This is a genomic window from Streptomyces aureus, from assembly GCF_001418135.1.
In the GTDB taxonomy this organism is placed as follows: Bacteria; Actinomycetota; Actinomycetes; order Streptomycetales; family Streptomycetaceae; genus Streptomyces; species Streptomyces aureus_A.
Genome location: NZ_LIPQ01000150.1, coordinates 1 through 19,944, shown reverse-complemented (window position 1 = coordinate 19,944; position 19,944 = coordinate 1). Strand labels below are relative to the sequence as shown.

General features: G+C 72.1%; 11 protein-coding genes. 4 read left to right on the top strand and 7 right to left on the bottom strand.

Features of this window, described 5'->3' with window-relative positions:
• The 3 genes from AOK00_RS14495 to AOK00_RS14485 form a co-directional block, all read left to right on the top strand.
• A partial coding sequence (locus AOK00_RS14495; RefSeq protein WP_159041762.1) for a non-ribosomal peptide synthetase occupies positions 1-6,686 on the top strand: 6,686 nt, incomplete at its 5' end.
• Positions 6,687-6,787: 101 nt separating this feature from the next.
• Complete coding sequence (locus AOK00_RS14490) at positions 6,788-7,924, top strand: flavin-containing monooxygenase (protein ID WP_055600723.1); 1,137 nt, start codon at positions 6,788-6,790, stop codon at positions 7,922-7,924.
• Positions 7,921-8,355, top strand: coding sequence for a hypothetical protein (locus AOK00_RS14485; protein ID WP_055600722.1), 435 nt, complete (start codon positions 7,921-7,923; stop codon positions 8,353-8,355). Before AOK00_RS14490 ends, AOK00_RS14485 begins: the two co-directional genes overlap by 4 nt.
• A 70-nt stretch (positions 8,356-8,425) precedes the next feature.
• On the opposite strand, the gene AOK00_RS14480 is transcribed toward AOK00_RS14485, so the two are convergent.
• From AOK00_RS14480 to AOK00_RS14450, 7 genes are all read right to left on the bottom strand, one after another.
• The gene (locus AOK00_RS14480) at positions 8,426-10,108 is read right to left on the bottom strand and encodes a long-chain-fatty-acid--CoA ligase (protein WP_055600721.1); all 1,683 of its coding nucleotides are present in this window, start codon (positions 10,106-10,108) and stop codon (positions 8,426-8,428) included.
• A gap of 121 nt (positions 10,109-10,229) precedes the next feature.
• Positions 10,230-10,784, bottom strand: coding sequence for a hypothetical protein (locus tag AOK00_RS14475; protein WP_055600720.1), 555 nt, complete (start codon positions 10,782-10,784; stop codon positions 10,230-10,232).
• A 167-nt stretch (positions 10,785-10,951) separates the two neighbouring features.
• The gene (locus AOK00_RS14470) at positions 10,952-13,906 is read right to left on the bottom strand and encodes an NHLP bacteriocin export ABC transporter permease/ATPase subunit (RefSeq protein ID WP_055600719.1); all 2,955 of its coding nucleotides are present in this window, start codon (positions 13,904-13,906) and stop codon (positions 10,952-10,954) included.
• Position 13,907: 1 nt separating this feature from the next.
• Entirely contained in the window at positions 13,908-16,049 is a 2,142-nt protein-coding gene (locus tag AOK00_RS14465) for an NHLP family bacteriocin export ABC transporter peptidase/permease/ATPase subunit (RefSeq protein WP_055600718.1), read from the bottom strand.
• A gap of 199 nt (positions 16,050-16,248) precedes the next feature.
• Positions 16,249-17,055 carry an HlyD family efflux transporter periplasmic adaptor subunit gene (locus AOK00_RS14460; protein ID WP_055600717.1) on the bottom strand — a complete coding sequence of 269 codons (807 nt, stop codon included), beginning with the start codon at positions 17,053-17,055 and terminating at the stop codon, positions 16,249-16,251.
• A 128-nt stretch (positions 17,056-17,183) separates the two neighbouring features.
• Positions 17,184-17,402 (bottom strand): hypothetical protein, encoded by a 219-nt coding sequence (locus AOK00_RS14455; RefSeq protein WP_055600716.1) that lies wholly within the window; start codon positions 17,400-17,402, stop codon positions 17,184-17,186.
• Between the two features lie 432 nt (positions 17,403-17,834).
• A complete protein-coding gene (locus tag AOK00_RS14450; protein ID WP_055600715.1) occupies positions 17,835-19,328 on the bottom strand; it encodes an MFS transporter in 1,494 nt (497 codons plus the stop codon).
• A gap of 146 nt (positions 19,329-19,474) precedes the next feature.
• On the opposite strand from AOK00_RS14450, the gene AOK00_RS14445 reads away from it, so the two are divergent.
• Positions 19,475-19,915, top strand: coding sequence for a MarR family winged helix-turn-helix transcriptional regulator (locus tag AOK00_RS14445; RefSeq protein WP_055600714.1), 441 nt, complete (start codon positions 19,475-19,477; stop codon positions 19,913-19,915).
• The last annotated feature ends 29 nt before the right edge of the window (positions 19,916-19,944 follow it).

Here is a 19,944-nt window from a genome sequence, read left to right as displayed (position 1 = left end):
CCCCCACGGCCGAACCGGTCGCCGAGGACGAGGCGACGGACGGCACGGACCGGCTGGACGGCGCGACGCTGCCGTGGACGATCTCGGCGCGTTCTGCCGACGCGCTCGCCGAGGCCGCCGGCCGGCTGGCCGAGTACGTACGGGCGCGGCCCGAGCTCCGTCCGGCCGATGTGGCGTTCTCCCTGGCCGCCAAGCGGTCCGCCTTCGAGTCCCGGGCTGTCGTCCCCGGCGCCGAGGGGAGGGAGGGGCTTCTCGCCGGGCTCGACGCGCTCGCCTCCGGCGAGGTCGACGCCGAGAACGGTGTGTCCCCTTCCCGTGCCGTGTTCGTGTTCCCGGGTCAGGGGTCGCAATGGGCCGGGATGGCCGTCGAACTCCTCGACTCCTCCCCCGTCTTCGCCCAGACCATCACCGACTGCGAAACCGCCCTCGCACCCTTCGTGGACTGGTCCCTCACCGCCGTCCTGCGCGGCGAGGACAACGCCCCCGGCCTCGACCGCGTCGACGTCGTCCAGCCCGCCTCATGGGCCATGATGATCGCCCTCGCCGCCCTCTGGCGCGCCAACGGCATCCACCCCACAGCCGTCATCGGCCACTCCCAAGGCGAAATCGCCGCCGCCGTCGTCGCCGACGGCCTCAGCATCGAAGACGGCGCCCGCGTCGTCGCCCTCCGCTCCAAAGCACTCCGCGTCCTGTCCGGAGGCGGCGGCATGGCATGGATGAGCGTCCCCGAAACCCAAGCCCAGCACATCCTCACCGCATGGCCCGGACAGATCACCGTCGCCGCCGTCAACGGCCCCTCCTCCACCGTCGTCGCAGGCCGACCCGAAGCACTCGACGCACTCCTCACCCACTGCGAGACCACCGGCATCTGGGCCCGCCGCATACCCGTCGACTACGCATCCCACTCCGCACACGTCGACCAGATCCAGGACACCCTCGCCAACGAACTCAAAGACATCACCCCCCGAACCGGCAAGATCGCCTTCCACTCCACCGTCACCGGCGGAATCCTCGACACCAGCGAACTGGACTCGGCCTACTGGTTCCGCAACCTGCGCAGCAAAGTCCGCCTCGCCGACGTCGTCACCCAACTCGCCGCACCCGACACCGTGTTCATCGAAGTCAGCGCACACCCCGTCCTCATCTCCGGCATCACCGAAACCCTCGGCGACACCGGCGCCGCCATCGGCACCCTCCACCGCAACACCGGCACCCTCGAACGCTTCATCGAATCCGCCGCCGAAGCCTGGACCCACGGCATCACCGTCGACTGGCCCACACTCCTCCACCCCTACCAACCCCACACCACCCAACTCCCCACCTACCCCTTCCAACGCCAGCACTACTGGCTCGAACCGGAAGCCCCCTCGGCGGCGTCCGGCGCGCCCCTTCCGGTGCCGCCGGCTGCCGAGTCGGCAAGCCTGCTGGGTGTCCGACTGCCGTCGTCGCCGCTCGCACAGGCGCAGTTCTCCCCGCCGCTCGACCCGTCGGCACACCCCTGCCTCGGCGACTTCGTGGTCGGCGGGCGGCCGGTGGTCAGCGCCGGTGTGTTCGTGGAGTCGCTGATCGAGGCGGTCACCGAACTCGCGGGACCGGGACCGGTGTCCGTCCAGGACCTGGAGCTGCCCGCCGATCTGGCCCTTGCGCCGGACGGTGCGGAGCGCGCGGCTCAGCTCATCGTGAACGGCGGTCGGTTCAGCTACTACGCACAGGACTCGGCCGGTGGCTGGCAGCTGCACGCGCAGGCCCTGGCCCGGTCGGGGGCGGCGGCCGCTCCGACGGTGGCGCTCGCGGCGGGCGGGTCGGGCCGCGAGCTGACCGGCGACGAGCTGTACCGGCTGCTGTGGCAGCGCGCCCTGTACCTGGGCTCCGCCGCCCGCTGGGTGGAGCGGATCAGGCTCGGCCGGAACGAGGCCACCGCCGAGATCCGGTCCGCGGTGCCCGGCGAGACCGAGGCGTACGTGATCCACCCCGGGCTCGTCGACGCGATGTTCCAGACCGCGCTGGCCTGCTTCCCGGCGGACGGCCCGGCCCTCGTGCCGGCCGGTCTGGAACGCTTCGTCCACTACGACCGCGGCGGCCCCCAGGACGGGCTCCGATGTCATGCCGAACTGTTCGAAGGCGGCACCCGGGCACGTGTCCGGCTCGTCTCGGCGAACGGCCGGCTCGTGGCCGAGGCCGACGGCGTACGGTTCGTCCCCGCCCTGACCCGGTCGGCGGCGGAGGCCGGGACGGCACAGGCACCGGCGGCGCACCACGTACCGGCGGCCGTGCGGGCCCCGGAGCCGGCGCCCGAGGCGCCCCCGCGCGTCGTGGGCCCGGCCGTCGCCACCACGACGGCCCCGGCCGAAGCGGTCGAGGCGACACCTGCCGTGGAGCCGGACGCGGCGCGGGCCTTCGTGACCCGGACCGTCGCCCGGGCCCTCGGGACGACGGCGGCCCGGCTCGACGCCGGGCAGTCGCTGCAGGCGCTCGGTCTGGACTCGCTGATCGCGATGAAGATCCGGACGACGCTGAACAAGGAGTTCGACGTCCTGCTGCCGATGGCGGCGTTCCTCGAAGGCCGCAGCACCGAAGACATCGCGGACGACGTCCTGGCCGCTCTCGGCTCCGGCGCGGAGAACCACGAGGGTGCGGAGGCGGAAGCCCCGCGGGCCGACGGTGAAGCCGTCGTCGTCGAGGACGACTCCGAGCGCTACGAGCCGTTCGGTCTGACCGACCTCCAGCAGGCCTACCTCGTGGGCCGCGGCGACGCCTTCGAACTCGGCAACACCTCCACGTACTTCCAGATCGAGATCGACCTGGAGAACGTGGACCTGGACCGGCTCGGCGCGTCCTTCCGGGCGATGATCGAGCGCCACGACATGCTGCGGGCGGTCTTCACCGCCGAGGGCGAGCAGCGCATCCAGCGCGACGTCCCGGCCTATGTGATCCGGGAGACCGACGCGTCCGCCCTGGAGCCGGCCGAGCGCGAGGCCGAACTGGTCGCCGTGTACGAGGAGATGCGGCACCAGGTCTTCGACACCACGCGCTGGCCGCTGTTCGACGTGCGGGTGACCCGCGTCGACGAGCGGGTGATCCGGCTGCACGCGGGCTTCGACGCCCTGATCATCGACGGCTTCAGCACGTCGATCCTGTTCAAGGAGTGGGCGGCGCACTACCGCGGTGAGACGCTGCCCGAACTGCGGCTGCGCTACCGGGACTACGTCAGGGAGGCCCGCGCCCTGGAGGCCGGCCCCGAGTACGACCGGGCGCTCGCCTACTGGCGTGACCGGCTCGACACCCTGCCGCCCGCGCCCCAGCTGCCGCTGGCCGTCAGCCCGTCGAGCCTGGAGCGGCCGGTGTTCAACCACCGTGGCGCGACCCTGGCCAGGGAGGACTGGGACCGGTTCAAGCAGCACGCGGCGACGGCCGGGGTCAGCCCGTCGGCGGCGCTGTGCACCGCGTACGCGCAGGTCATCGCGGAGTGGAGTGCCACTCCCGACTTCTCCCTGAACCTGCTCTACTTCAACCGGCTGCCGCTGCACCCGCAGGTCGACGACGTCATCGGTCAGTTCTCGACGACCCTGATGCTGGAGATCCGTGACTCGGCGACCGACTCGTTCGCCGCCCGCGCCTGCGAGGTCCAGAGCCGGCTGTGGAGCGACATGGAGCACAGCCAGGTCAGCGGTGTGCAGGTGCTCCGGGAGCTGAACCGGGCGCGCGGCGCCTCGGTGCGGGCCGCCGCGCCGGTCGTCTTCACCAGCCTGGTGAACATGGCCGGTCAGCAGGACGGCGAGCGCGGTGGCGTCGTGCGGTACCTCGCCGGAATCGGTGAGAACGGCCGTCAGGTGAGCAGCTCGGTCCGCACCCCGCAGGTGTGGCTGGACCACCAGGCGGTCGAGGAGGCCGGTGAGCTCCTCCTGAACTGGGACGTGATCGAGGAGCTGTTCCCGGCGGGCTGCATCGACGCGATGTTCGCCGCGTACCAGCGGACGCTGCGCGATCTGTCCCGCGACCCGGCGGCCTGGCAGCGTCCCAGGCCCGTCCTCGCACCCGTCGCCGACCTGGACGTACGGGCCGAGGCCAACGCCACCGACGGGCCGGTGCCCGACGGGCTGCTGCACGACGCGGTGCTCGCCCGCGCGGCGGAGACCCCCGACGCGCCCGCGGTCGTCACGGGGTCGCTGACCCTGACGTACGCGGATCTCGAGCGCGGGTCGCACCAGGTGGGTCACCGGCTGCGTGCGCTGGGGGCCGGTCCCGGCGACCTGGTCGGCATCGTCATGGACAAGGGCTGGGAGCAGGTCGTCGCGGCCCTCGGCATCCTGCGGGCGGGGGCGGCGTACGTGCCGATCGACGCCCGGGTGCCCGCCGAGCGGCTGCGTGTGCTGCTCGACAGTGCCGGGATCACCCGGGTGGTCACCCAGCCGTGGGTGGACGACATCGCCGACTGGCCGCAGGGCGTGGCCAGGACCGTGGTGCGGGCCGACGAAGGGTCCGGCGGGCAGGGTGACGGCGCGAGCCCGGGGTCGGGCGGAGAGCTCGAACCGCTCGGGCCGTCGGGCGCCAAGCCCACCGACCTCGCCTATGTGATCTTCACATCGGGCTCCACCGGGCTGCCCAAGGGCGTGATGATCGAGCACGGCGCGGCCCTGAACACCATCGTCGACGTCAACGAGCGCTATCGCGTCACCGCGGCGGACCGGGCCCTCGGACTGTCCGCGATGCACTTCGACCTGTCGGTCTACGACGTCTTCGGACTGCTTTCGGCGGGTGGCGCCCTGGTGCTGCCCGAGCCGTCGGCGCACCGCGAGCCCGCCCGCTGGGCGGAGCTCGTCACCGAGCACGGGGTGACGATCTGGAACAGCGTGCCCGCGCTGATGGAGATGTTCACCGAGCACGCCCTCGCGAACCGGCTCACCGGGCTGCCGCTGCGGCTGGTCATGATGAGCGGGGACTGGATCCCGGTGAACCTGCCCGGCCGGATCCGGCTGCTCCTCGAGGACGCCGAGCTGTGGAGCCTCGGCGGCGCCACCGAGGCGTCGATCTGGTCGATCCTGCACCCCATCGGGGAGGTCAGCGAGGACTGCGTCAGCATCCCCTACGGCAAGGCGATGCGTAACCAGCGCTTCCACGTGCTCGACGGCGCGATGCGACCGTGCCCCGTGTGGGTGCCCGGCGACCTCTACATCGCCGGCGTCGGCCTGGCCCGCGGGTATCTGAACGACGAGGCCAAGACCAGCGCCGCCTTCCTGCACCACCCGGTCTCCGGTGAACGGCTCTACCGCACCGGCGACCTGGGCCGCTTCCTGCCGGACGGCACCATCGAGTTCCTCGGCCGCCAGGACTCGCAGGTCAAGATCCAGGGCTACCGCATCGAACTGGGCGAGGTGGAGGCCGCTCTCACCCAGTGCGAGGGCGTACGGGCCGCGGCGGTCGTCGCGGCGGGCGAGCAGCACGGGCCCAAGCGGCTGATCGCGTACGTCGTCCTGGACGACGGGCGCGACGACACCGAGCAGCGGATCACCGAGTCGCTGCGCAAGGTGGTCCCGCAGCACCTGGTGCCGCAGCGCGTCCTCGTCCTGGACGAGCTTCCGCTCAGCGACAACGGCAAGGTCAACCGGGCGGCGCTGCCCGCTCCCGACGAGGTCGCCGTCGAGGGCGCCGGCTTCGTCGCCCCCCGCGACGAGGTGGAACGCCGACTCGCCGAGATCTGGGCGGAGTTCTTCGGTGTCACCGAGATCGGGGTGACCGCGAGCTTCTTCGACCTCGGCGGGGACTCGCTGCTCGCGGTGCGTCTGATGGCCAGGATCGCCCGCGGTCTGGGCCGCAGCCTGCCGCTGTCCAGCCTCTTCGCCCGCCCGACCATCGAGCTGCTCGCCCAGGCGGTCCGGGAGGCCGGCAGCGTCGAGGACGGCCGCAGGGCGCTCGTGCCGGTACGCACCACGGGATGGCGGACTCCGCTGGTGTTCGTCCACCCGGTCGGCGGTGACGTGCTCTGCTACGCGGAGCTCGCCGAACTCCTCGGCCACGACCAGCCGTTCTACGCGCTGCAGCTCCCGGACACGGAGCTGCTGAGCGTCGAGGACATGGCCGCCCACTACGTCGCCGCGGTCCGCGAGGCGCTGCCCGACGGCCCGTACCGCGTCGGCGGCTGGTCGATGGGTGGCGTGATCGCCCTGGAGATGGCGGCCCAGCTCACCGCGGCGGGGGCCGAGGTGGAGCTGCTCGCCGTGGTCGACCTGATGGAGCGGCCCGGTCCGGCCGAGGGCGCGCCCGTCTCCGACGAGGTGCTGCTGTCCTGGTTCGCCCGGGATCTGGCAGGCCTCGCCGGGGTGGAGTGGGAGCTGCCGGCCGAGGCCTTCGACGGCCGTCCGCCGGTGGAGGTGCTGCACGCCGAGGCGCGTGCGGCGGGGGCGCTGTCCGAGGACATCGACCTCGACACGCTGAGTTCCATCGTCGGCCGGTTCCAGAGCAACTACCGCGCCCTGCTGCGGTACGCGCCCAGCCCCTTCGCGGGCCGGGTGCTGTCGCTGCGGGCCGCGGACGGCGGTGCGTCCGTCGAGACCGCGTCCCGCTGGATGGAGTACTTCCCCGGCGACGCCGCTCTCGTCGACGTACCCGGCGACCACTACACGGTGATGCGCGGTGAGCGGCTGCGGGTCCTCGCGGACCAGCTGCGCCAGGCTCTCGACGCCAACTGAACCGACCCGGCCGGGCCGCCCCTCCGGCGGCCCGGCCGATCCACCCCGGACCGGTCCTTCGGGTTCCACGGGTCCAGGTCCAAGAAGTGAGGACAATCGGTATGCGAATTGATCAGGCCGATCCGATACGGCGGCAGGACGGTGAGCGGACGGGCACCCTGCCGGCCACCGTGCCGGTGGCGGTCGTCGGAGCGGGGCAGTCCGGGCTCGCCGTCGGGTACCACCTCCGGCAGGCCGGGGTGGAGTGCGTGCTGCTCGACGCGGGCGGCGAGGTCGGCGAGACGTGGGAGCGGCGCTGGGACTCGCTGACGCTGTTCACGTCCGCGCAGTTCTCCGGGCTGCCGGGTCTGCCCTTCCCCGGCGACGCCAGGCACTACCCCGGCAAGGACGAGGTGGTGGCGTACCTGCGGGACTACGCCGAGCGGTTCGGCCTGCCGGTGCTGCCGGACCACCGGGTGCTGTCGGTACGCAGGGAAGGTGACGGCTATCTGCTGAGCACGACGCACGGCGACTGCCGGGCCGGGCAGGTCGTGATCGCGACCGGGGCGTTCGGCGTCCCCCGCCTTCCGGAGTTCGCCGCCGCGCTGAGTCCGGACGTGCCCACGCTGCACACCAGCGAGTACCGGAGCCCCGCGCAGGTGGCACCGGGGACCGTGGTGGTCGTCGGCGACGGCAACTCCGGCCGGCAGATCGCCGCCGAGCTGTCCGCGACCCACGACGTGGTGCTCGGCTGCAGCGAGGCCGTCTCGCCGCCCCTGCCGCAGACGGTCGTCGGCCGGGACATGTTCTGGTGGATGAGCGTCCTCGGGGTGATGCGTCTGCCCGTGAGCATGCAGGCGCCCGACCCGGTCGTCGGCGACCGGGTGCCCGAGCTCGTCGCGGCGGGCGGGATCCGGACCGTGGGCCGGATCACCGCCGCCGAGGGCGGCGAGTTGCTGGTCGCGGACGGCGAGCGCGTCAAGCCGTCCACGGTGATCTGGGCGACCGGCTTCCGCACCGACTGGAGCTGGCTCGACCCGGAGATGCTCGACGACGACGGGCAGCCGCGGCACACCGAGGGCACGGGAGCCGTGCCCGGCAGCTACTACCTGGGGCTGTACCGGATGCGTACCCGCGGCTCGGCGCTGATCGGCTTCGTCGGCCGCGACGCCGAGCACGTCGCGACGGCGCTCGTCGCCAACGCCCGGGCCAAGGACACCACGACCACTCCGCCCACGACAGAAGGCCGACCGTCATGACCAGTGCCACCTCCACCGAACTCGATGTGCTGGGGGCGCTGTTGGCGTTCGACTTCATCGGGTTCGCCCAGAAGTCGGCCGCTCTCGACCCCACCGACCCGCGGTACGGGGAGGCGGTCGGTGTCGCCTTCGGTATCGCGGTCCGCCGTCGTTTCCCGCGGGGTGCGACGCCGCCGGAGATCGGCGACTACGTCGCGGAGGTCCTCGGCTCGCTGGACGCCGGCGCGGAGGACTTCGACCCGGCGTTCCTCGAAGGTCTGGTCGCCGCCGGACTCGACGAGGGCGCGGCGCCCGGCGGCGAGCACCCGGACCCCGAGACGACGATCCAGGCCCGGCTCGTGCTGACGCTCCGGCTGGTGCGGGAGCTGGGGCTCGACGCCGGCCGGCAGCGGGAGCTGCTGGCCGAGACGGCGGACCGGCTGGCGGCCTGAGGCCACCGGACCGGGAGCGGTGCCCCGGACGGTCCTGGTGCTCCAGGACGTCCGGGCACCGCTTGGCCGTTCACTCCCGGGGCGCCCCGGACCCCGTGGGTGCCTGGGGGCCGGAGTCACCCGCGCCCGGGAGCCAGACGTCCAGCGTCCCCTCCGCGTACCGGGTCCGTACGGCCCGCTTGTCGTACTTGCCGACGCTGGTCTTGGGCACCGCCGCCACGAACGACCACCGCTCCGGCACCCACCAGCGGGCCACCCGCCCGGTCAGGAACTCCCGCAGCTCGTCCCCGCCGGCCTCGGCGCCCGGCACCAGCGACACGCAGGCCAGCGGGCGTTCCTCCCAGCGCGGGTCGGGCACGCCGACCACGACGGCTTCGAGGACGGCGGGGTGCTCGATGATCGCGTTCTCCAGCTCGATGGTGGAGATCCACTCGCCCCCGCTCTTGATGCCGTCCTTGAGGCGGTCGCTTACCACCACCCAGCCGCCCGGTTCGATCACGCCCAGGTCGCCGGTGCGCAGCCAGCCGTCGTGGAACTTCTCCGGGGAGTCGGGGGTGTTGTAGTACGAGCCGGTGACCCAGGGCCCGCGCAGTTCCAGTTCGCCCACCGAGGTTCCGTCCCAGGGCTGTTCGGTGCCGTCCTCGGCGATCACCCGTACGTCGACGTAGGGCATCACCCGGCCGCTCTTGGCCAGCCAGCCGACCTCCTCCTCGTCGGGGGTGCCGTACGGGGGGACCGCGAAGGTGGCGAGGGGGCTGGTCTCGGTGAGTCCCCAGCCCTGCGTGAGGCGGACCCCGTAGCGGTCCTTGAGCTGCTGCAGCAGGGCGCGCGGCGGGGTCGCGCCGCCGCAGCCCGCGAGCCGTACGCCGCTCAGGTCCAGGGGGTGCTGTTCGCCGTGGTGGACCAGGCTGTTCCAGATCGTGCAGATCGCGGCCACCGCGGTGGGCCGCTCCTCGTTGATGATGCGGGCCAGATCCGGGGTGTGCAGCTGTCGGCCGTTCATGATCAGGTCGGCGCCCGCGAGCCAGGCGGAGTACGGCCAGCCCCAGGCGTTGGCGTGGAACATCGGCACGATCGGCAGGACGCGGTCGCCGTCGTGCATCGCGAAGCCGGCGCCGCCCGAGACGCCGAGAGTGTGCAGGGAGATCGAACGGTGGCTGTAGGCCACGCCCTTGGGGTCCCCGGTGGTGCCGGTGGTGTAGCAGAGCGCGGCCGCCTCCCGCTCGTCCAGGTCGGGCCAGACGTAGCCGGGCCGCTCGGCCGCGAGGAGCTCGTCCCAGCGGTGCACGGCGATGTGGCCGGGCAGCTCGACCTGCGGCGCGCCGCCGATGACGACCACGTGGCGTACGCTGCCGAGCCGGTCCCGCAGGGGGGTGAGCATGTCCTGGAGGGTCGAGTCGACCAGGAGGACGGAGTCCTCGGCGTGCTCGACGATGTAGCCCAACTGGTCGGGATGGAGGCGGAGGTTGAGCGTGTGCAGCACGGCGCCCATGCTCGGTACGGCGAGATAGGCCACCAGGTGTTCGGGGGTGTTCCAGGCGAGCGTGGCGACGCGCTCGCCGATCCGTACACCCAAGCCGGCGAGTGCCGCGGCGAGTTGTTCGGCCTGGTCGGCGATGTCGGCGAAGGTCTGTAAGGACCGTTCGTGCTGCGCGTCGGCACATCGGATCACCCGGCTGTCCGCGTAGACGCGTTGCCCGTGCGCGAGGAGGTCACGGACGAGCAGCTCACGGTCCTGCATCGTGCTCTTCATGGTGCGGCCCCTTGGAGGTTGCGCCGTCAGAAGGGCGGAGCCGGCCCCGTGAGCGGGACCGGCTCCGACGGCGGTCGACGGCAGCACGCCGTCGTCCGCCGGTGCTTGATCATGGCCGGGGTCAGCCCGTGTACAGGATGTCCCCCATGATCGTGGAGGTCACGTGGTCGTGGTCCAGCAGGTTGACCCGGGCGTTCATCTTGCCGCTGCCGGTCGCGAACGCGTAGTTGCCGGTACCGCCGGTGATCTTGAACGTGCCGGACGGGTAGACCATGGTGTCCGACGTCAGCGGCGCGGAGAGCTCGTAGCTGATGAAGAGCTTGTCGCCGTCGCTCTCCGTCAGCGTCGCCGTCCCCTTGATGTCGTACTTGCCGGGGATGGTCGCGGTACACGCCACCTCGTCCTGCGTCCAGGTCCCGCCGGTGGTGGGCTTGCCGCTGGCGGTCCCCGTCCCCGTCACCTTGTAGCCGTTGCAGCCCACGGTGTCGGGATGCGTGGTCGCGACCACCGCGAAGTTCGCCGTGCTGTTGACGCTGGGGTCGTACGCCACGACGGACGCGGCCGCGCGGTCCGTCTCGGCCGCGAACGTGACGCCGGCCGTGCCGCTGGTTATGAGTACCGCGGTGGCCGCCGTGACCGCCGCGCGTGCCGGCCAACGGTGAGTGGATCTCGTCATCTTCTCCCCCGGATTGATGCAGAATGTGCTCAACTGCGCCTATATGAAGGCCTGTTGGGGACAGCTTCCCTGATCGAAAGCCCTTCCGTCGAGGCATTCGGGCTTTTCCGTCCGGGAGGCTCGGATTCCGAAAAGTGCCCTCTCCACGTATCCGCGCGGGGCGCCGGTCAGCCGAGCTGGCGGCGTACGAGCGCGTGGAACGGGCCGCTCGTGTCGGCGAGGAGTTCGGCGGGCGGCCCCTGCTGCGCCACCCGGCCGTCCGCCATGACGATCACCCGGTCGGCGTCCATGATCGTGGACAGCCGGTGGGCGATCACGACGCGGGTGGCGCGCAGCGTGCGCGTGGACTCGATGACGACGCGCTGCGCCTCGTTGTCCAGGGCGCTGGTGGCCTCGTCCAGGAAGAGGACGCGCGGCTTGCGGATGAGGGCCTGGGCGATCATCAGCCGCTGGCGCTGGCCGCCGGACACCGTGCCCCCGCCGTCGGACAGCATGGTGTGCATCCCCATGGGCATGGCCTTGATGTCCTCGGCCAGACCGGCCATGGCTGCCGCCTCCCACGCCTCCTCCGGCGAGTACGGCTCCGCCCCGCGGATGCAGTCGAGGATCGAGCCGGAGAACGGCTGCGCGTGCTGCAGGACGACGCCGCACTGCCGGCGTACGGCCGCCCGGTCGAGCGCCGCCAGATCCTGGCCGTCGTACAGCACACTGCCCGCGACCGGCCTGTCGAAGCCGATGAGCAGGCGGAGCAGGGTCGACTTGCCACAGCCGCTGGCCCCGACGATCGCGACGAACTCGCCGGGCCGCACCTGGACCGACACGTCGTCCAGGACGAGCGGACCGTCCTCGGTGTACCGGTAGGACAGGTTCTTCGCCTCGACCGCCCCGCTCAGCACCCCCGGCCGTGTGCTGGAGCCGCGCACCTCGGGGGTCTCCCGGAAGACCGGCCCGATCTGCTCGAACATCGGCTGCACGGCGGCGGCCGAGATGAGCGCGCCGGTCAGCTGGGTGACCGAGGACAGCAGGATCGTCACGGCCGTGCTGAAGGTGAGGAATTCGGCGGCGGACATGCTGCCCCGCGCCGGTCCCGCGAGCAGCATGAACATCACCAGCATGCACAGCGGCGGGCAGACCGCGTTGAGGACGGTGATGGCGTTCTTGATCCGGCCGATCCGCTGCTGGAGCTCCCGGGTACGGGCGAACTCCCGCGCCCAGGCCGCGTAGGCGAAGCTCTCGGCGGCGGCCACACGCAGCTTGGGCAGCCCGCGCAGGGTCTGGAACGCCTGGTTGTTGAGCTTGTTGCCGAGCGTGAGCAGCCGCCGCTGGTACCGCAGCTGCCACAGCCCGAGCCCCAGGAAGAGGACGGCGATGACGAGCAGCATGGCGAGCGCGACCAGCGCCAGCGGCACGCTGTAGAAGAGCAGCAGGACGAGGTTCATCGTGCCGACGGTGCTCGCCTGCAGACAGACCGAGCCGATGCCGGAGAGCACGCTGCGGATGGCGCTGACACCCATGGCCGCGCTCGCCAGCTCTCCGGTGGAGCTGCCGGCGAAGAACGTCACCGGCAGCCTCAGCAGCCGGTCCCAGACGGCCGGTTGGAGGGTGGCCTCGATGCGGCCCTCCACCCGCAGGATCGCGATGTTCTGCAGCAGCATGAACGCGGCCGAGACGACACTGGCCGCGATGAGCGCGAGCGCCGTCTGCACGATGAGGCCGTCCTCGGCCTGCGGTACGTACTCGCCGAGGACCTTGCCGGTGGCGATGGGGACGAGAGCGCCCAGGCCGACCGCGACAAGACCGCCCACGAGGAGGCCGCGCAGGTCCCCACCGGTCCCCCGCAGACTGAAACGGAGCAGTCGCAGCAGGCCCGGCCTGCCGTCGGGCAGCGGGCGGTAGAACATGACGGCGCCGGGTTCGAAGGCGCCCTCATCGGCGGCGCCGACGCGCTCCCGGGTGCCGGTGGCGGGGTCGACGGCCTCGTAACCGCCGCGTCGCCACAGCAGGGCGACCGGTCTGCCGTCCTGCTCCCGCCGCCCCACCAGCGGCCCGCTGTTCTCGCGCCACCAGCGGCCGTGGAGGCTGACGACCCGGGTGCGGATCCGTGAGGCGAGCGCGATGCGTTCGACGGGGTCGGTCCGCCCCGCGTCTGCGCCGGATCCGACCGGCTCCGACAGGGTGATGCCCGCCTCGCGGGCGACCAGCCGGCACACGGCGAAGGCCGCGTCGTCGCTCCCGCCGCGCCCGGACGCCCCGCGCGACCGGCCGCCGGAGCGGCCGATGGAGGCGAGCAGGGCCTGGTCGGCCTGGGTACGGGCGGCCTCACCGGCCTGGATGCCGGCCGCCGTGCGGTCCTCGTGGGCGCGCTCGACCTGTTCGATCCAGTTGTCCAGGGCGTACAGCAGCCGGTACTGCTGGTCGACCATGCCCTGCCACATCGCCCCGTCGACGAGGAGCGCGGCCGCGGTGTCGTATCCGTCGTACCCCTCGTACACGGCGCCGTACCGCACGCTGCCCGGGGTGATCTGCATCCACAGGACGTCGTCGTCGGCCGCGCCCGGGCCGGCGGTGGCGCGGCTCTCCAGGGGAGCCTGGTAGAGGACGCGCAGGCCGCGCCCGATGCCGAGTGCGAAGGCGTTCTCCAGGGGGCTCAGCGGCACCTCGGCGACGCCGTACTCCCCCGGTCCGTACGTCTCCGTCCCGAACCGGCCCTGCCCGTACGGGCCGTAGCCGTCGCCCCCGTGCCCGTACGGGCCGCGCGCGTACTCGCCCTGCCCGTAAGCCTCGGGTCCGTACGCCTCGTGTCCGTACGGCTGCAGCTCGCGCAGTTCGATGCGGCGCAGCAGGCAGCCCTGCAGGGGGCGGCCGATCAGGGTGTGGCCGGGGCCCTCGGCCGGGCCGAGCAGCAGCGTGCCCGGCGCCAGGCGGCCCAGGAAGTGCCAGGGGCCCTCCTGCGCCGCGTCGATCGCGAACAGGTCGAGCTCGCCCTCGACGACGAGCCACAGCACGAGCGGCCCCTCCAGGGACAGGCTGCGCAGGCCCGTGCAGTCGAGGGGCGTGCCGAGCCCGCCCAGGGCGGCCACGACCGGGTCCACGGCGCCGGGTGCCGGGTGGGGGGACGTCACCTCAGTGCTCCTTGACCAGTTCGGCGTACGCGCCCCGCGCCGCGAGCAGCTGCTCGTGCCGCCCGCGCTCGACGACGGTGCCCCGCTCCAGGACGACGATCTCGTCGCTGTCGCGGACGGTGCTCAGCCGGTGGGCGATGACCACGCAGGCGCAGCCCCGGCGCCGCAGGTTGTCGATGACGAGACGCTCGGTCGACGCGTCCAGGGCACTGGTCACCTCGTCGAGGACCATGACGCTGGGGCGGCGCACCAACGCGCGTGCGATCTCCAGGCGTTGGCGCTGGCCGCCGGAGAAGTTGCGGCCGTCCTGCTCGACCCGGCTGTGGATGCCGCCGGGGCGGCGCGCGATCACCTCGTACACGGCGGCGTCCTCGAGGGCGGCCACGACGGCCTCGTCGGGGATGGACGGGTCCCAGAGGGCGACGTTGTCACGGACGGTGCCCTCGAAGAGGAAGACGTCCTGGTCGACGAAGGAGACGGAGGCGGCGAGCGCGCCGCGCGGGATGTCCTCCAGCCGCATGCCGTCGATGCGGATGGTGCCCTCCCAGGGGGCGTAGAGCCCGGAGATCAGGCGCGAGACGGTGGACTTGCCGCTGCCGGAGCCGCCGACGAGCGCGACCTGCCGCCCGGGGCCGACCGAGAGCGAGAAGTCCTTCAGGAGGGGGGCGTCGAGCGGGCTGTAGCCGAAGGTGATGCCGTCGAGCACCACATGGCCCTTGAGTCGGCGGGTGGCGGCGGGCGGCTCGCGCCGTGAGTAGACCGGGTCCACGGGGAAGTTCTCGACGTCCTTGAGCCGGGCGACGTCGGCCGCGAAGTCCTGGATGCGGCCGGCCACGCCGTTGAGGCGGGTGATCGGCGTGGTGAAGCTGGTGATGAGGGCCTGGAAGGCGACGAGCAGGCCGACCGAGAGGTGCCCCTCCACCGCGCGCAGGCCGCCGATCATCAGGATCAGCGCGCTGTTGAGCGCGGCGAGCGTCGGGGCGACGATCGCCAGCCACATGCTGGGCACGCCGAGCCGCTGCTGCACGTCGAGGGTGACCGCGTGCTGGCCCGCCCACCGTCGGAAGAAGCCGTCCTCGCCGCCGGTGGCCTTCATCGTCTCGATGAGCTGCAGACCGCTGTACGAGGTGTTGGTCAGCCGGGCGCTCTCGGCGCGGAGTTTCTGGGTGTCGGTGGCCCTCACATGGATCACGATCCGCATGGCCACGACGTTGAGCAGCGCGATGCCGATGCCGACGACCGTCAGCTGCGGGTCGTACGTCCAGAGCAGCACCGCGTAGAGGACCACGACCACCGCGTCCACGCCGGCGGCGGCGAGGTCCCGTGCCAGTGTCTCGGCGACCGCGTCGTTGGACTGCAGGCGCTGGACCAGGTCGGCCGGATTGCGCTGGGAGAAGAAGGTGACGGGAAGCCGGAGGAGATGCCGCAGGAAGCGGGCGCTGCCGAGCGTGGAGGAGATGATGCGGCCGCGCAGCAGGTTGGACTGCTGGAGGAGGGTGAGCACCGCCGTGAGCAGCAGGGCCGCCGCCATCGACGTGAAGAGCACGCCGAGGAGTGACGTCTGCTCGCCGATCAGGAACATGTCGATGTACGTACGGCTCAGCGCGGGTATCGCCGCACCGACCACGACGAGGAGGAGGCTGGCGAGCACGGCCGCGAGCAGGGTGCCCGAGGTGCCGCGCAGACGGGCGGGCATCGCGCCCATGACGCCGGGCCTGCGCCCGGTGCGGCGGAAGCCCTCGCCGGGCTCGAAGGTGAGCACGACGCCGGTGAAGCTGGTGTCGAACTCGTCCATGGGCACGAATCGCCGGCCCTTGGCCGGGTCGTTGATGTGGACGCCGCGGCGACCGAGACGGCGCCCGATGCCCTCGTAGACGACGTAGTGGTTGAACTCCCAGAAGAGGATGGCCGGCGGCTGCACTCCGGCGAGCGCGGCCAGGTCCATCTGCATGCCCTTGGCCTTCAGGCCGTAACCGCGGGCCGCCTTGAGGAGGTTGCTGGCGCGGGACCCGTCGCGGGAGACGCCGCAGGCGATGCGGAGCTCCTCCAGGGCGACGAACCGGCCGTAGTGGCCGAGCACCATGGCGAGCGCGGCGGCGCCGCACTCCACCGCCTCCATCTGCAGCACGGTGGGGGTGCGCACGGGGCGGGGCGTACGGCCCTTGGGGACCGCCCCGCGGCGCCGGGGGTTTCGGCCGACCGGCTCGGGGCGCCGTCGGCTGCCGCCCTGCGGCGCGGGGCGGTGCCTCCGGTGCCCGGCGGGCGGGAGCTGGGGGGTCGTGTCGGGCGACGCGGTCACGGGAGCGGCCAATCGAGCTGGGGGGTCGTGTCGGGCGACGCGGTCACGGGAGCAGCCAGTCGACGGGGCGCTGCGCGGCGAGGTGGACGGTTCCGGTGACGGGTGTCGTGGAGTCGACGGCGTACGGCGGCCCGTCGACCGAGGACCACCGGTAGCCGGACGGGGTCGCGGCCGAGCGCTCCAGCTGGACGAGCACGGCGACGGGGTTGCCGTGCCGGGCGAATTGCGCGGCGAGCGCGGCGTCGCCGAGGAAGCCGCTGATCTGCGCCGGTGTCTGGGGGGCGCGGCCGACGGCCTTGACCCGGCCGCGGAGCACACCGAACCGCTGCTGGGGCGCGGACTGGACGCCGAGGTCGACCTGGGCGCCGACGGGGATCGCCGCGCCGCTGCCGGCGGGTACGTAGAGCATGGCCACCAGCGGGTCGTCCGGGTTCTTCACGCGTTCCACGGTCGCCACGTCGGCGCCGGTGGTGACGACGAGACCGGTCTTGGCGAGGAGGGTCGTCACCCGCCCTCCCTCGACCGCCCGGACGTCCCGGTCGCCCTGCGGCGTCCGGACCGTGAGCAGGGGTGCGTCAGGGGACACCAGCTGCCCCTCCTCGGCGTGTACGGCGGTGACCTGTCCGGCGAAGGGACTCTGCAGGAGGTAACCGCCCTCGGGCCGGGTGAGAATTCCGGGTGCGCTCAGCTTGGAGGACACGGATCCGGTGAATGCCCAGAAGGTCGCGACGGCCATCACGACGACGGTGACCGCGAGCACGAGCCGGCCCTGCGGGCGCGCGAACCGTACCGGCAGGTCGAGTTCTTCGGGCGATTGCAGCTTGGAAAGCGCCTTCTGACGGAACTGCACGGACTCTTCCTTCGACTGCATTCTTCACTGGGCTGCCGAATTGACCGGCAGAAGTCCGCCCGCAGGGCGGGAAGGGCAGCCGTGAACCCCGGAACGGGAATGCGTTCCGGGGTTCACGGACAGGCCGCTCAGAGACCGGCGACACCGACGTTGACACCGGCGAGGCCCGTGACGACGCCCGGCAGGGCCTGCACGCCCTGGACGGTCTGGAGCGAGGTCACGGTGCCGAGGACGGTGCTGACGTCGCCGACCACGGCGCCGGCGAGGCCACCGGAGATGGCGAGGCCGCCGGAAACGGCGTCCAGCTCGGCGTCGGCGATCTCACGGGTCTCGATGTCGTTACGCATGTGTGCGCACCCTTCAATTCATGTGAATGTTTTTACCCGGCCGAATCAAGCACCGCTCGACGGCGGCCGCGATGTGCAGATGTAAGCACGCGAACGGGTTGCCCGGCCAACCGAGTTGACGTGCCGCGGCACACGAATTCATCACCGAATCGAAGGGCGTTTCGATCTATTTGGCAGATCGCCAGGGGATCGTCACAGGTTCTCCGCAGGATCGAGTAACAGAAATCGGCCCTCCGTCGCTCCGGCGGAACGCAAGGGGACATAGACCCCTCAAACGACGGCAGAGCGGCCGCCCCGTCGAGGGACCGCACAAGGGGAGGGACCTCCTCCTCTTGCACGATGTGAAGATTCGCCGGAGCGACGCTCGGTGAGGGGACCGACACCCCGGGTGCCGACCGAACTCCGGGCGCCGCTCCGGCGAAGAGACCTCGACTAGGACACCGACGCCTTCCCGGGCGCGGGTGCGGGAACGGACGGCACCCCCGCAGCCGGGCGGGTCGCCGCGGGCGCCCGGAGGCCGAGGCCCGCGATCACCGCGACCAGGGCGAAGGCCGTGGCGCCGATCCAGAAGGTGAGGGTGAAGCCGGACTCCGCGGGCAGCGGCGGGACGCCGGCCGGGAGGTGCTCGACGGTCCGCGAGGCGAGGATCGTGGTGACGACCGCGCTGCCGATCGCGCTGCCCGTGGAGCGGGAGATGGAGTTGATGCCGTTGGCGATGCCGCTCTGGTGGTGCGGGACGCTCGACATGATGACGGCCGGCATGGCCGCGTAACCGAAGCTGACGGCCGCGCCGACGACGAGCCCCGCCCCGATCACCGATGCCGTGTGGCCGTGACCGAGGGCGAGCCAGGCGAAGCCGACGGCGCCGAGGCCCGCGGCCAGGGCGAGGGCCGTGCGCGGTCCGCGGTGACGGACCAGCTGACCGCCGATCGGGGAGGCGAGCAGCGAGACGATCGCACCGGGCAGCAGGAACTGCACGGAGGCACGCAGGATGGACGCGTCGAAGCCGTAGCCGGTGAGGGCTTCGGGCATCTGGACGAGGTAGGAGACGCCCAGGAAGTTCGCGAACATGCCGAAGCCGACGAGGACGCCTGCCAGGTTGGCCATGAGGACCGGACGGTGGACGAACATCTTCATGTCGACGAGCGGTTCGCGGACCTTCCGCTCCACGAGGACCCAGACGGCCGCCATGACGGCCGCGCCGGCGAAGCTGCCGAGCGTCCGGGCCGAGGCCCAGCCCCACTCGTGGCCCTGCGAGATGGGCAGCAGGAGCAGCAGCAGCGTGATGCCGAGGGTCAGCGCACCGAGGAAGTCGGTGCGGCCGCCCGTCTTGTGACGGGTCGCGGGGACGAGGAACACGACCGCGAGCAGGGCGAGCACGGCGAAGCCGGTCGCCATCCAGAAGGCGCTGCGGTAGTCGGCGTCGGAGCCGGAGGTGAGCAGTCCGGTGGCGACGAGCGCGAGGCCGCTGCCGAAGGCGAGGGTGCCACTGACCAGGGACATGGCGCCGGGCAGCTTCTGCGGCCTGACCTCCTCGCGGAGGACGGAGAGGGCCAGCGGGAAGATCGCGGTGGCGGCGCCCTGGAGGACGCGGCCGAGGATCAGCAGGGGCAGCGAGGTCGCGAGGGCGGCGACGACGGAGCCGACGACCATGACGCCGAGGACGGCGACGAGGGTGGGCTTCTTGCCGTGCTGGTCGCCGAAGCGGCCGAGCAGCGGGGTGAAGACGGCGGCGGAGAGCAGCGTGGCGGTGGTCACCCAGCTCACGTTCGCCGTGGAGGTGCCGAGGTCGGTGCGGATGAGGCCGAGGATCGGGACCGGCAGGGTCTGCATCATCGAGACGACCATGGCGGCGAGGCTCAGGGCGAAGACGATGACGGTCTCGCGCCGGGCATCGGCGGCGGGCGGTGCGGGGGCATGACTCATGGCAGGGAGGGCCTTTTCCGGTGACGCGGGAGCTTCAGATCATCGATGTTTGATGTCATCAAGTACTTCGCCGAAGGTAGGCCTTGATGCTTGAGGTGGTCAAGTAAACAATTGATAATGTCAAGCGTTCTCAGTAGGCTCGGCCCATGAGCGCGACGACCTCCCCGACCCCCACCAAGCTCCAGCTCATGGAGCTCCTCGCCGCCATCGGCACGGCCCAGTGGCGCGACTTCGCGGCCGCCGCGGCCCACCACGGTCTGACCTCCACCCAGGCGAAGGTCCTCGCACAGCTCAACGGCCCACTGCCGATGCGTGCCCTCGCCACCCTGCTCGTGTGCGACGCGTCCAACGTCACCGGCATCATCGACCGTCTGGAGGCCCGCTCCCTCGTCCGCCGCGAGCCCGACCCCTCCGACCGACGCGTCAAGAACGTCGTGGCCACCGACGAGGGCCGGGACGTCATCCGCCGTGTCCGCGAGGAGATGCAGGCCACCAGCGGCGCGCTCGACACCCTCGACGCGGACGAGAGCGCCACTCTCCACGAGCTGCTCGCCCGGCTGCGCCCGGGCATGGAGAAGAGCGCCTGACCGACGGGGGTCAGGCGCTCTTCTCCATG

Excerpts from the sequence above, each read along its gene's own strand:
- AOK00_RS14490 (WP_055600723.1), top strand. The coding sequence starts at position 6,788 with ATGCGAATTGATCAGGCCGATCCGATACGGCGGCAGGACGGTGAGCGG.
- AOK00_RS14485 (WP_055600722.1), top strand. The coding sequence starts at position 7,921 with ATGACCAGTGCCACCTCCACCGAACTCGATGTGCTGGGGGCGCTGTTG.
- AOK00_RS14480 (WP_055600721.1), bottom strand. The coding sequence starts at position 10,108 with ATGAAGAGCACGATGCAGGACCGTGAGCTGCTCGTCCGTGACCTCCTC.
- AOK00_RS14475 (WP_055600720.1), bottom strand. The coding sequence starts at position 10,784 with ATGACGAGATCCACTCACCGTTGGCCGGCACGCGCGGCGGTCACGGCG.
- AOK00_RS14455 (WP_055600716.1), bottom strand. The coding sequence starts at position 17,402 with ATGCGTAACGACATCGAGACCCGTGAGATCGCCGACGCCGAGCTGGAC.
- AOK00_RS14450 (WP_055600715.1), bottom strand. The coding sequence starts at position 19,328 with ATGAGTCATGCCCCCGCACCGCCCGCCGCCGATGCCCGGCGCGAGACC.
- AOK00_RS14445 (WP_055600714.1), top strand. The coding sequence starts at position 19,475 with ATGAGCGCGACGACCTCCCCGACCCCCACCAAGCTCCAGCTCATGGAG.